Genomic DNA, 14634 nt, shown 5'->3' with positions numbered 1-14634 from the left:
AGGAGGAAAGTGGATGCCACAGATCAGTAAAGAAGCCTTGATTGAGCAGATTAAAGATGGAATCATCGTTTCTTGTCAGGCACTTCCTCACGAACCGCTTTATACAGAAGCGGGGGGTGTAATGCCCTTGCTAGTCAAAGCGGCTGAGCAAGGTGGAGCAGTCGGTATCCGAGCAAATAGTGTTCGGGATATTAAGGAAATCAAAGAGGTCACAAATCTTCCGATTATCGGAATTATCAAACGTGATTATCCGCCACAGGAACCATTCATCACAGCTACTATGAAAGAAGTTGATGAACTAGCAGCTCTAGATATTGAGGTAATCGCTCTAGATTGTACAAAGAGAGAACGCCATGATGGCCTAGAGATTCAAGAATTTATCCGTCAAATCAAAGAAAAATATCCAGACCAACTCTTGATGGCTGACACAAGTACCTTTGAAGAAGGACTAACAGCAGTTGAAGCAGGAATTGACTTTGTTGGAACAACCTTGTCAGGCTACACATCTTATAGCCCGAAAGTGGATGGTCCAGACTTTGAATTGATTAAGAAACTTTGTGATGCAGGAGTAGACGTCATCGCAGAAGGTAAGATTCACACACCAGAACAGGCTAAGCAAATCCTAGGTTACGGAGTGCGAGGCATTGTAGTTGGTGGCGCTATTACTAGACCAAAAGAGATAACGGAACGATTTGTTGCGGGTCTCAAATAAGACAATTAAAACACGAGGAGAGTGGTTGATTAGTAAAACAAAATGTAAACGTATACAAAGTTGTCAATGCTCATTATCCGTTTCGGATACGCTTATCATCATTTAGGAGAATACTAATGAAATTTAGAAAACTAGCTTGTACAGTACTTGCGGGTGCTGCTGTCCTATCTCTTGCTGCTTGTGGCAAATCAGACGCTAAAAAAGACGCTGCAAGTGATGCAGGACAAACTGAAATCACTTGGTGGGCTTTCCCAGTCTTCACTCAAGAAAAATCTGGTGACGGTGTAGGAACTTATGAAAAATCTATCATCGAAGCTTTCGAAAAAGCAAACCCAGATATCAAAGTTAAACTAGAAACAATCGACTTCAAATCTGGTCCAGAAAAAATTACGACAGCTATTGAAGCTGGAACTGCTCCAGATGTACTTTTCGATGCACCAGGTCGTATCATTAATTACGGTAAAAATGGTAAATTAGCTGAATTGAATGACCTCTTTACAGATGAATTTGTTAAAGATGTTAACAATGAAAACATCATTCAAGCAAGTAAGGCTGGTGATAAAGCATACATGTATCCAATCAGTTCTGCACCATTCTACATGGCTATGAACAAGAAAATGTTGGAAGATGCTGGTGTAGCTAACCTTGTTAAAGAAGGTTGGACAACTGATGATTTTGAAAAAGTCTTGAAAGCACTTAAAGACAAAGGATACACTCCAGGTTCATTGTTCAGTTCTGGTCAAGGGGGAGACCAAGGAACACGTGCCTTCATCGCTAACCTTTACGGCGGTTCTGTAACAGACAAAGAAGTTACTAAATACACAACTGACGATCCTAAGTTCGTCAAAGGTCTTGAAAAAGCAACTAGCTGGATTAAAGATGGTTTGTTGAACAACGGTTCACAATTTGACGGTGGAGCAGACATCCAAAACTTTGCAAACGGTCAAACATCATACACAATCCTTTGGGCACCAGCTCAAAACGGTATCCAAGCTAAATTGTTGGAAGCAAGTAAAGTTGAAGTGGTAGAAGTTCCATTCCCATCTGATTCTGGCAAACCAGCTCTTGAATACCTTGTAAACGGATTTGCAGTATTTAACAACAAAGATGAAAAGAAAGTTGCTGCTGCTAAGAAATTCATCCAATTCATCGCTGATGATAAAGAGTGGGGTCCTAAAGACGTAGTTCGTACAGGTGCCTTCCCAGTTCGTACTTCATTTGGTAAACTTTACGACGATAAACGTATGGAAACTATCAGTGGTTGGACTCAATACTACTCTCCATACTACAACACAATCGACGGATTTGCTGAAATGAGAACTCTATGGTTCCCAATGCTTCAATCAGTATCTAATGGTGACGAAGAACCTGCTGCAGCTTTGAAAACATTCACTGAAAAAGCGAATGAAACAATCAAAAAAGCAGCTAAATAATAAGCCCTAAATAAAAAGTAAAATCCCCCCTTTTCCCTGTGCACATCTGTGTACGAAAAGGGGGAGTTTTGTTTGAAAAATGTAAGGAACTGACAGGTCAAAATTAAAATGAAGTTCTTACATAGGCTTTTCTTGGAAAAAATTTCATTTTGATTTTACATCAATGTCAGACAACAATCAAAAAAACAAAAACTATTTGAAAGTGAGGTGCCGACTGTGAAAGTCAATAAAATTCGCATGAGAGAAACAATTGTTTCTTATGCCTTCTTAGCACCAGTATTAATCTTCTTTACCGTCTTTGTCCTAGCTCCAATGATCATGGGATTCATCACTAGTTTCTTTAACTACTCGATGACTAGCTTTGAGTTTGTGGGACTTGACAACTACATCCGCATGTTTAAAGACCCTGTCTTTACAAAATCTTTGATTAATACCGTAATCTTAGTTATCGGATCTGTACCAGTCGTTGTACTCTTCTCACTATTTGTGGCATCACAAACTTACCAACAAAATGCAGTTGCTAGATCCTTCTATCGTTTCGTATTCTTCCTTCCTGTTGTAACAGGTAGTGTTGCCGTAACGGTTGTATGGAAATGGATTTATGATCCTCTATCAGGTATTTTGAATTTCGTGCTTAAGTCAAGCCATATCATTAGCCAAAACATTTCTTGGTTAGGAGATAAAAACTGGGCTTTGATGGCGATTATGATTATTCTTTTGACAACCTCAGTTGGTCAGCCAATCATCCTTTACATCGCTGCAATGGGTAATATTGATAACTCACTTGTAGAAGCGGCGCGTGTCGACGGAGCTACTGAGTTACAAGTTTTCTGGAAGATTAAATGGCCAAGCCTCCTTCCAACAACTCTTTATATCGCAATCATTACAACAATCAACTCATTCCAGTGTTTCGCTTTGATTCAGCTTTTGACTTCCGGTGGTCCAAACTACTCAACAAGTACACTTATGTACTACCTATATGAGAAAGCCTTCCAATTGACTGAGTATGGTTATGCCAATACTATTGGTGTATTCTTGGCAGTTATGATCGCTATCGTCAGCTTTGTTCAATTTAAAGTACTTGGAAACGACGTAGAATATTAATAGAAAGGAGACAGCTATGCAATCTACACAAAAGAAACCTTTAACAGCCTTCACTGTTATTTCAACTATCTTCTTGCTTTTATTGACTGTACTGTTTATCTTTCCATTCTACTGGATTTTGACAGGTGCATTCAAATCACAACCAGATACCATTATGATTCCACCACAATGGTTCCCTAAAGCTCCAACAATGGAGAACTTCCAACAATTGATGGTTCAAAACCCAGCCTTGCAATGGATGTGGAACTCAGTCTTCATTTCATTGGTAACAATGTTCTTGGTTTGTGCAACCTCTTCACTAGCAGGTTATGTATTGGCTAAGAAACGTTTCTATGGACAACGCATTCTCTTCGCTATCTTTATCGCTGCCATGGCTCTTCCAAAACAAGTTGTCCTTGTACCATTGGTACGTATCGTCAACTTCATGGGAATCCATGACACTCTTTGGGCGGTTATCTTGCCTTTGATCGGATGGCCATTTGGGGTTTTCCTCATGAAACAGTTCAGTGAAAATATTCCAACAGAATTGCTCGAATCTGCTAAAATCGATGGATGTGGTGAGATTCGTACTTTCTGGAGCGTAGCCTTCCCTATTGTGAAACCAGGATTTGCAGCTCTTGCAATCTTCACCTTCATCAATACATGGAATGACTACTTCATGCAATTGGTAATGTTGACTTCACGTCAAAACTTGACTATCTCACTCGGGGTTGCGACTATGCAGGCCGAGATGGCAACTAACTATGGTTTAATTATGGCAGGGGCTGCTCTTGCAGCTGTGCCAATCGTAACAGTCTTCCTTGTCTTCCAAAAATCCTTCACTCAAGGGATTACTATGGGAGCTGTCAAAGGATAATACTCTGCGAAAATTGAATATAGTACAATCTGTTTATCAGTATGCAGAAGTATAATTGATAGACTAAGAGAATACAGGAAATATAAGTGTCTACAAAATGGAGGAGAGTTGGTTGCTTCACGAAGTTTTGTTAGACACTTATAAACTTACTGGCTAGACATCTTATGTCTGAAGGTAACAATCAGGTAAAGGAAATTACTATGATTTTTGATGATTTAAAAAACATTAGCTTTTACAAGGGAATTCACCCAAATCTGGACAAGGCTATTGACTATCTCTATGAGCATCGTAAAGATACTTTTGAATTAGGTAAATACGATATTGATGGAGATAAGGTCTTCTTAGTTGTACAGGAAAATGTTCTCAACAAAGAAGAAAATGATCGCTTTGAGCACCATAAAAACTATGCAGACTTGCATTTGTTAGTTGAAGGACATGAATATTCTAGTTACGGTTCTCGTGTAAAAGACGAGGCTGTAGCCTTTGACGAAGCTAGCGATATCGGCTTTGTTCATTGTCATGAACAATACCCACTTTTATTGGGTTATCACAATTTTGCAGTCTTTTTCCCAGGTGAACCTCATCAGCCTAACGGTTATGCAGGTATGGAAGATACAGTTCGCAAATATTTATTTAAAATTTTAATCGATTAGTCAGTTAGGAGGAGCAAACAATGGCACATAAAGGATCTGGATTGATAAAAGCGGCATTCGATACGGATAACTTTCTGATGCGTTTTTGCGAGAAGGTTTTAGATATTGTGACGGTGAACCTACTCTTTGTTGTGTCTTGTTTGCCTATTGTGACAATCGGAGTAGCAAAAATCAGTCTCTATCAGACAATCTTCGAAGTTAAGGGTAGTCGTCGAGTTCCTGTTTTTAAAACGTATATGAGAGCTTTTAAGCAAAATTTGAAATTAGGCCTCCAGTTAGGTTTGTTGGAACTAGGAATTTTTCTGATTAGCGTGGTTGACTTATCACTATTTTGGAGTCAAACTGGTGTTGCCTTTCAACTCATTAAAGCTATTTGTTTGGGAATTCTTATATTTTTAACACTAGTTATGTTGGCTAGCTATCCAATTGCTGCACGCTATGAATTAACTTGGAAAGAAGTGCTCCAAAAGGGCTTACTTTTGGTAAGTTTTAACTTCGTTTGGTTCTTCTTGATGCTTGCGATTATTTTGTTAATCATTATGCTTCTCTATCTATCAGGCTTTACTCTAGTGCTTGGTGGTTCAGCATTTCTACTCTTTGGCTTTGGTCTACTTGCCTTTTGCCAAGCTGGATTAATGGAAAAATTGTTTGCTAAATATCAAGCAGATTGAAAATAATATGAAACTACTTTCAAACAAGAAAAGCTATGGGAGATGAATAGAAATTAAAATCTAAGTGGCTGAGATGTATTGAAAGCGCTTTTTACAAGGTGTATACTAAAATTGTAAAAAATCAACTGCTCAAAGCAGAAAAAAGAAATCTTAGGAGAAATCTATGTCAGATTTAAAAAAATATGAAGGTGTCATTCCTGCCTTCTACGCATGTTATGATGATGCAGGTGAAGTTAGCCCAGAACGTACTCGTGCCTTGGTGCAATACTTCATTGATAAAGGTGTTCAAGGGCTTTATGTCAACGGTTCTTCAGGTGAATGTATCTACCAAAGCGTAGAAGACCGCAAATTGATTTTGGAAGAAGTCATGGCAGTAGCTAAAGGCAAGTTGACTATCATTGCTCACGTGGCATGTAACAATACTAAAGACAGTATCGAACTTGCTCGCCATGCTGAAAGCTTGGGAGTAGATGCTATCGCAACAATCCCTCCAATTTACTTCCGTTTGCCTGAGTACTCAGTAGCAAAATACTGGAACGACATCAGTGCAGCAGCACCAAATACAGACTATGTTATCTATAACATTCCTCAATTGGCAGGAGTTGCTTTGACTCCAAGTCTTTACACAGAAATGTTGAAGAACCCACGTGTGATTGGTGTTAAAAACTCTTCAATGCCAGTTCAAGATATTCAAACTTTTGTTAGTCTTGGTGGCGAAGATCATATCGTCTTTAATGGTCCAGATGAACAATTCCTCGGTGGTCGTCTCATGGGTGCTAAAGCTGGTATTGGTGGTACTTATGGTGCTATGCCAGAACTCTTCTTGAAACTCAACCAATTGATTGCAGATAAAGACCTAGAAACAGCGCGTGAATTGCAATATGCAATCAACGCTATCATTGGTAAATTGACTGCTGCACATGGAAACATGTACGGTGTTATCAAAGAAGTCTTGAAAATCAATGAAGGGCTTAATATCGGATCAGTTCGTTCTCCACTTACACCAGTGACCGAAGAAGATCGTTCAGTTGTAGAAGCAGCTGCTCAATTGATTCGTGAAACTAAGGAGCGTTTCCTCTAATCAACAGGAGGCTTTATGACTAATTTCGTTGCAATTGATATTGGTGGAACTAATATCAAATACGGTTTAATTGACCAAGATGGACAACTTGTAGAGTCTAACGAAGTAGCGACTGAGGCTCATAAGGGTGGTCCACACATCTTACAGAAAACAAAAGATATCGTAGCTAGCTATCTAGAAAAAGGACCAGTGTCAGGTGTAGCCATTTCCTCAGCGGGAATGGTTGATCCTGATAAGGGTGAAATTTTCTATGCTGGTCCACAGATTCCAAATTATGCTGGAACCCAATTTAAAAAGGAAATTGAAGAAAGCTTTAACATTCCTTGTGAAATTGAAAATGATGTTAACTGTGCAGGGCTTGCTGAAGCTGTCTCTGGTTCAGGAAAGGGTGCAAGTATTACCCTTTGCTTGACAATTGGGACTGGTATCGGTGGTTGCTTAATCATTGATGGCCAAGTTTTTCATGGCTTTAGTAATTCTGCCTGTGAGGTTGGTTATCTGCACATGCAGGATGGAGCTTTCCAGGATTTAGCGTCTACGACAGCTCTTGTTAAGTATGTTGCAGACGCACATGGAGATGAAGTGGAACAGTGGAACGGTCGTAGAATTTTCAAAGAAGCTACCGAAGGCAATAAACTCTGTATGGAGGGGATTGACCGTATGGTGGATTACCTTGGTAAGGGTCTCGCAAATATTTGTTATGTTGCCAATCCAGAAGTTGTCATCCTTGGTGGTGGCATTATGGGGCAAGAAGCAATTTTGAAACCAAAAATCCGTAAGGCTTTGAAAGATTCGCTTGTTCCAAGTTTGGCAGACAAGACTCGACTTGAATTTGCCCACCATCAGAATACTGCTGGTATGCTCGGAGCATATTATCATTTCAGAACCAAACAGTCCTAAATTGGCTTTGCCAATTTAGGTTTTTTTGGCAGGAAAAAAGTTAGGTAAAACTTTAATAAAACTTTGGAAGCCCTTGCATTTCTTGGAATAATATAGTATATTTATTATACTGAGAAATCTCGAAAAAGCGTTTGTAAAATCAAGTCATTTTTTTATTCAGAAAAAATGTAAGCGATTTCTAAAATGAATTTAAACAGAAGATAAGAGTGGGAGGAAGAAGAGTTTTAAAGTAGGTACTGAGAAATAAAATTGTCGCCAGAGAAACTGGGCTCTTGCAGTAGCTGACTGCTTTTGTTCATTAGGAGAATTTGATGAAACAGTATTTTTTTGAAAGAAGTCGTATATTTAGTATTCGTAAACTAACGGTTGGTGTAGCCTCTGTGGCAGTTGGACTGGCTTTTTTTGCATCTGGAAATGTTGCCGCTAACGAAGTTGTGACAGAGCCAAAACTGGAAGTAGAAGGTCAAGCAAAAGAAGTAATCGATGTTGATAAAGAAAAAGCGGAAGCAGTTAAGGAAACTAAAGAAGTAGTGAGTCCTGTTAAAGAAGAAGTTGCTAAACAAGCATCTCCTGCTACAGAAAAAGTAACAGAAGAGACTAAAACTACTGAAGAGGCTGGAGATTTACTTCCAGAAGAAATTCCTGACCGTGCTTATCCTGATACGCCAGTGAATAAAATTGATACTTCAGCTATTGTATCAGAAAAGGATAGCCCGAAAGTAGAAACTAAGAGTATTCTAAAAGCTGAAGAAGCAAGTGCAACTGGAGGAGAGAAAGAAAATAGAGCCATTATCAATGGTGGTCAGGATCTCAAACATATTGACTATGAAGGACAACCAGCTACATCTGCGACTATGGTTTATAGCATTTTTAGCTCTCCACTTGCAAATGGTGGGAAGCAGGATTATCTCAATTCTGGCTCTGGTATCTTTGTTGCACCAAATATTATCTTGACAGTAGCACACAACTTCTTAGTCAAGGATGCGGATACCAATGCGGGATCTATTCGTGGTGGTGATACTGCTAAATTCTACTACAATGTCGGTTCAAATAGTCCCAAGGTAAGATCTTTGCCAAACTCAGGAAAGACGGTTATTTTCAAGGAAAAGGATATCCATTTTTGGAATAAAGATAAGTTTGGTGAAGGTTACAAGAATGACCTAGCCTTGGTCGTAGCACCTGTTCCACTTCAAATCGCTAGTCCAAATAAGGCCGCAACCTTCACTCCTCTGGCAGAGCATCGGGAATACAAAGCTGGAGAACCTGTTAGTACCATTGGTTATCCTACAGATTCAAGCTCACCAGAATTGAAGGAGCCGATTGTTCCAGGACAGTTGTATAAGGCTGACGGTGTTGTTAAAGGTACTGAAAAATATGATGATAAGGGAACAGTAGGTGTTACCTATCGTTTGACTTCTGTATCAGGCCTTTCTGGTGGCGGTATTATCAACGGTGATGGCAAAGTCATCGGAATTCACCAACGTGGTACTGTTGACAATATGAACATTGCTGAAAAAGATCGTTTCGGAGGAGGTTTGGTCTTATCTCCAGAACAACTAGCTTGGGCTAAAGGCATCATTGAAAAATACGGTGTCAAAGAAGGCTGGTATCAAGGCGATAACGATAATCGCTATTACTTTGATTCAAAAGGACAATTACTCAGAAATACCACAGCTGTCATTGGTGGAAACAAGTATGCCTTTGACAATAGCGGTCTTGCTACCCTAGTTGAAGGCGTTGACTACGGCCGTGTAGTTATCGAACATGTGGACCAAAATGATAACCCAGTCAAAGAAAACGATACTTTTGTAGACAGGGCAGAAGTTGGTGCACAATTCAATTATAACTACAAATCGGAAATTGAAAAAACAGATTTCTACAAGAAGAATAAAGAAAAATATGAGATTGTTTCAATTGGTGATTCTCCAGTCAATAAACAATTGAAAGACGCTTGGAATGAGGATCATAGTGTTGTGAGCAAGGCTCCTGCAGGAACTCGTGTCATTAAAGTAGTCTATAAAGTTAACAAAGGTTCCTTTGAGGTTCACTATCGCCTGAAAGACTCTGATAAAGAGTTGACGACTGCAGATGTGGACAATAACGAAGGTAAAGAATACGATGTTTCCTTTGTTCATAAATTCCAATCTAAAGAAATTGCAGGTTATCGTGCAGTCAATGCAAGTCAAGAAGCAACTATCAAGCATAAAGGGGTGAATGAAGTTATTTTTGAATACGAAAAGATTGAAGATCCAAAACCAGCAACTCCTGTAACTCCAGTGGTTGATCCAAAAGATGAAGAAACAGAAATTGCTGCTTACGGTCCACTTCCAAGCAAGGCTCAATTGGACTACCATAAAGAAGAATTGGCTGCCTTCATCCACTATGGTATGAATACCTATACTAACTCTGAGTGGGGGAACGGTAGAGAAAATCCTCAAAACTTTAACCCGACTAACCTTGATACAGACCAGTGGATTAAGACATTGAAGGACGCTGGATTCAAACGAACAATTATGGTTGTTAAACACCATGATGGATTTGTAATCTATCCTTCTCAATATACAAAACATACCGTAGCTGCTAGTCCATGGAAAAATGGTAAGGGTGACCTTCTTGAAGAAATCTCAAAATCAGCAACTAAGTATGACATGAATATGGGTGTGTACCTATCACCATGGGATGCAAATAATCCAAACTATCACGTGAATACTGAAAAAGAGTACAACGAATACTACCTTAACCAACTCAAGGAAATCCTTGGCAATCCTAAATACGGGAATAATGGTAAATTCATCGAAGTATGGATGGACGGTGCGCGTGGTAGTGGAGCTCAAAAAGTAACCTATACCTTTGACAAGTGGTTCGAGTACATCAAGAAAGCTGAAGGGGATATCGCTATCTTCTCTGCTCAACCGACAAGCGTACGTTGGATTGGTAATGAACGTGGGATCGCTGGAGATCCAGTTTGGCATAAAGTCAAGAAAGCTAAAATCACCGACGATGTGAAGAATGATTATCTCAATCATGGAGATCCAGAAGGAGATATGTACTCAGTTGGTGAAGCAGACGTTTCTATCCGTTCAGGTTGGTTCTACCATGACAATCAACAACCAAAATCAATCAAAGATTTGATGGATATTTACTTCAAGTCTGTTGGTCGTGGAACGCCACTTCTACTCAATATTCCACCAAATAAAGAAGGTAGATTCGCAGATGCAGATGTCGCCCGCTTGAAAGAATTCCGAGCAACCTTGGATCAAATGTATGCGACTGATTTCGCTAAGGGTGCAACAGTTACTGCAAGCTCTACTCGTAAGAATCACTTGTATCAAGCAAGCCACCTAACAGATGGTAAGGATGATACCAGCTGGGCACCAGCAAATGATGCTAAAACGGGTGAATTTACTGTCGATCTTGGTCAAAAGAGACGCTTTGACGTAGTCGAACTCAAAGAAGATATCGCTAAAGGTCAACGTATCTCTGGCTTCAAGGTTGAAGTTGAGCTCAATGGACGTTGGGTACCATACGGGGAAGGGTCAACTGTTGGTTATCGTCGCCTTATCCAAGGTCAACCAGTAGAAGCACAAAAGATTCGCGTGACCATTACTGGTGCACAAGCGACACCTATTTTGACAAACTTCTCTGTTTATAAGACACCAAGCAGTATTGAGAAAACAGACGGCTACCCTCTAGGATTGGATTACCATTCAAATACAACAGCTGATAAAGAAAATACAACTTGGTATGACGAATCTGAAGGTATCCGCGGAACATCTATGTGGACAAACCAAAAAGATGCTAGCGTCACCTACCGTTTCACTGGAACAAAAGCATATGTAGTATCTACAGTGGATCCAAACCACGGTGAAATGTCAGTTTACGTGGATGGTCAAAAGGTTGCAGACGTTCAAACCAATAATGCATCTCGTAAACGTAGCCAGATGGTTTATGAAACAGATGATTTGGCTCCAGGTGAACATACCATCAAACTTGTTAACAAGACTGGTAAACCTATTGCGACTGAAGGTATCTACACTCTTAACAATGCCGGCAAAGGTATGTTTGAGATGAAAGAAACAACTTATGAAGTTCAAAAAGGTCAACCGGTTACTGTAACCATTAAGCGTGTTGGTGGTAGCAAAGGAACAGCAACAGTCCATGTTGTAACAGAACCAGGAACAGGGGTTCATGGTAAAGTGTACAAGGACACAACAGCTGACTTGACTTTCCAAGATGGTGAAACTGAGAAAACAATCACGATTCCAACAATTGACTTTACAGAGCAAGCTGATTCAATCTTTGACTTCAAAGTGAAAATGACTAGCGTTTCTGATAATGCCCTCCTTGGTTTTGCTTCAGAAGCTACGATTCAAGTGATGAAGGCAGAACTACTCCAAAAAGACCAGACAAGCTATGACGATCAAGCAACTCAGCTTGACTATAGCCCAGGTTGGCACCATGAAACCAATTCATCAGGTAAATACCAAAACACTGAGTCTTGGGCATCATTCGGTCGATTGAATGACGAGCAAAAGAAAAATGCTAGTGTAACAGCCTACTTCTACGGAACAGGTCTTGAGATCAAAGGATATGTGGATCCAGGACATGGTATCTACAGAGTAACGCTAGACGGTAGAAAAGTCGAGTATCAAGATGGTCTAGGGAATGCGTCTGAATACAACGGCAAGAAGTACTTCAGTGGTACAGCTACTACCCGTCAAGGTGGTCAGACTCTCGTTCGTTTGACTGGGCTTGAAGAAGGTTGGCATGCTGTAACCTTGCAATTGGATCCAAAACGTAATGATACTACGAGAAATATTGGTATCCAAGTTGACCAGTTCATCACTCATGGTGAAGCTAGTGCTCTTTATACCAAAGCAGAGTTAATCCAAGCCATGAAGAGCTGGAAGGATGAGTTGGTTAAGTTTGACCAGACAAGCTTGAAGAATACTCCAGAGGCACGTCAAGCCTTCAAGTCAAACTTGGCTAAATTGTCTGAGCAACTTTCAGCAAGTGATGCCAATGCACAAGAAGTTCTGAAAACAGCAACAGCTTTGCAAACGATCCTTGATAAGGAAGAAAATTATGGCAAAGATGATACGCCAACACCAGAACAGCCAGAAGAACCAAACTATGACAAAGCTATGGCAAGTCTGACCGAAGCGATTGAAAGGAAAACAGCTGAGCTCGGTGATGACAAGGAAGCTAAGAAGAAGCTAGTTGCATTAACAGAGCAAGCCTTGACAGCCATCCAAGAAGCTAAGACTCAGGATGCAGTAGATAAGGCCTTGCAAGCTGCTTTAGCATCCATCAATGAGCTTCAAGCGACTCCGAAAGAGGAGCCGGCTCCAGAAGAACCAAAACAGCCAGAAGAACCAAACTATGACAAGGCTATGGCAAGTCTGACCGAAGCGATTGAAAGAAAAACAGCTGAACTCGGTGATGACAAGGAAGCTAAGAAGAAGCTAGTCGCACTAACAGAGCAAGCCTTGACAGCTATCCAAGAAGCTAAGACTCAGGATGCAGTAGATAAGGCCTTGCAAACAGCTTTGGCATCTATCAATCAGCTTCAAGCGACTCCAAAAGAGGAACCAACTCCAGAAGATCCAAAACAGCCAGAAGATCCATCAAAACCAGAAGAGTCTAAAGTTGACTACCATAAGGCAATTGCAGATTTGACTGAAGCTATTGAGAAAAAAGCAACAGAACTTGCCGATGATGTAGCTGCTCAGGAAAAACTTGTTGAACTTGGAGAACAAGCTCTTGCGGCTATCCAAGAAGCGAAGACCCAAGATGCTGTTGAAAAAGCCTTGCAAGACGCGTTGGTATCCATCAATAAGCTTCAAGCAACTCCAAAAGAGGATCCAGCTCCAGAAGAACCAACACAACCAGAGGAACCAGCAAAACCAGAGGAGCCAAGCAAGCCAGAAGAACCAGCAAAACCAGAAGAACCAACACAGCCAGAGGTACCAAGCAAACCAGTAGAGCCTAAGCTTGACTACGATAAAGCTATGGCAAGCTTGTCCGAAGCCATTAAAAGTAAAACAGCTGAGTTAGGTGATGACAAGGAAGCTAAGAAGAAACTAGTTGAACTAGCAGAACAAGCCTTAGCTGCTATTGAAGAAGCCAAAACTCAGGATGCAGTAGATAAGGCCTTGCAAGACGCTTTGACATCTATCAACAATCTTCAGGCGACACCAAAAGAGGAGCCAGCAAAACCAGAAGAGCCAGCAAAACCAGAAGAGCCTGCAAGACCAGAAGAACCAAGTAAGCCAGAAGAACCTGCAAAACCAGAAGAACCTGCAAAACCAGAAGAACCAACACAGCCAGAGGTACCAAGCAAACCAGTAGAGCCTAAGCTTGACTACGATAAAGCTATGGCAAGCTTGTCCGAAGCCATTAAAAGTAAAACAGCTGAGTTGGGTGATGACAAGGAAGCTAAGAAGAAACTAGTTGAACTAGCAGAACAAGCCTTAGCTGCTATTGAAGAAGCCAAAACTCAGGATGCAGTAGATAAGGCCTTGCAAGACGCTTTGACATCTATCAACAATCTTCAGGCGACACCAAAAGAGGAACCAGCTCCAGAAGAGCCTGCAAGACCAGAGGAGCCAAGTAAGCCAGAAGAGCCTGCAAGACCAGAAGAACCAAGTAAGCCAGAAGAGGAAGTGAAACATTCAAATCTTCCAACTGAAGGTGTTAAAGAATTGAGTGCAACTCAACCAAGCCTTGAAGTAACGACAGATCCGATTGCCTTCAACACTATTCGTCGTGAAAATTCTCTCTTAGCTAAAGGTAAGGAACAAGTCGTTTCTGAAGGAAAAGACGGACAAGTAACGACCTATGTAGAAGTTGACGGCAGCGATCGTAAGGTTGTTAAGGTTGAACGTGAGGAAGCTCAAGACCGCATCGTTGAAGTAGGTACTCAAGAAGGAACTGCTGTGCCATCAGAAGGCGTTATGAATTTGGACTTTAACCTACCAAATCTAAAAGTAGAGAAAGAACCAATCGCCTTCAAGACTGTTCGCCGTGAGAATGCTGATTTAGCTAAAGGTAAGGAACAAGTTGTTTCTGAAGGAAAAGACGGACAAGTAACGACTTATGTAGAAGTTGACGGCAGCGATCGTAAGGTTGTTAAGGTTGAACGTGAGGAAGCTCAAGACCGCATCGTCGAAGTTGGAACTAAGGAAGAAAGTCCATCAACTGATAGCACATTGAAGATCTTGA

Annotated in this window: 9 protein-coding genes; all 9 read left to right on the top strand. The window is 40.6% G+C overall.

The window, feature by feature from the left end; all coding sequences use genetic code 11:
* The first annotated feature begins 13 nt into the window (after positions 1-13).
* Positions 14-712 carry an N-acetylmannosamine-6-phosphate 2-epimerase gene (locus QM857_RS03695; RefSeq protein WP_414275101.1) on the top strand — a complete coding sequence of 233 codons (699 nt, stop codon included), beginning with the start codon at positions 14-16 and terminating at the stop codon, positions 710-712.
* 116 nt (positions 713-828) lie between these two features.
* Positions 829-2145 carry an ABC transporter substrate-binding protein gene (locus QM857_RS03690; RefSeq protein ID WP_414254028.1) on the top strand — a complete coding sequence of 439 codons (1317 nt, stop codon included), beginning with the start codon at positions 829-831 and terminating at the stop codon, positions 2143-2145.
* 237 nt (positions 2146-2382) lie between these two features.
* Positions 2383-3249, top strand: a complete 867-nt coding sequence (locus tag QM857_RS03685) for a carbohydrate ABC transporter permease (protein ID WP_053092415.1) — start codon at positions 2383-2385, stop codon at positions 3247-3249.
* 16 nt (positions 3250-3265) lie between these two features.
* Complete coding sequence (locus tag QM857_RS03680; RefSeq protein WP_006153157.1) at positions 3266-4105, top strand: carbohydrate ABC transporter permease; 840 nt, start codon at positions 3266-3268, stop codon at positions 4103-4105.
* A gap of 200 nt (positions 4106-4305) precedes the next feature.
* Positions 4306-4758, top strand: coding sequence for a YhcH/YjgK/YiaL family protein (locus tag QM857_RS03675; protein ID WP_414254027.1), 453 nt, complete (start codon positions 4306-4308; stop codon positions 4756-4758).
* A 20-nt stretch (positions 4759-4778) separates the two neighbouring features.
* Complete coding sequence (locus QM857_RS03670; RefSeq protein ID WP_414254026.1) at positions 4779-5429, top strand: DUF624 domain-containing protein; 651 nt, start codon at positions 4779-4781, stop codon at positions 5427-5429.
* A gap of 163 nt (positions 5430-5592) precedes the next feature.
* The gene (locus tag QM857_RS03665) at positions 5593-6510 is read left to right on the top strand and encodes a dihydrodipicolinate synthase family protein (protein ID WP_414259700.1); all 918 of its coding nucleotides are present in this window, start codon (positions 5593-5595) and stop codon (positions 6508-6510) included.
* Between the two features lie 15 nt (positions 6511-6525).
* Positions 6526-7410 (top strand): ROK family protein, encoded by an 885-nt coding sequence (locus tag QM857_RS03660; protein WP_178894575.1) that lies wholly within the window; start codon positions 6526-6528, stop codon positions 7408-7410.
* A 311-nt stretch (positions 7411-7721) separates the two neighbouring features.
* A partial coding sequence (locus QM857_RS03655; RefSeq protein WP_414275100.1) for an alpha-L-fucosidase occupies positions 7722-14634 on the top strand: 6913 nt, incomplete at its 3' end.

Source organism: Streptococcus infantis, assembly GCF_047463315.1.
GTDB lineage: Bacteria > Bacillota > Bacilli > Lactobacillales > Streptococcaceae > Streptococcus > Streptococcus infantis_AB.
Note: the sequence above shows the minus strand (reverse complement) of the source record. Positions and strands in the feature narration are given on the sequence as shown.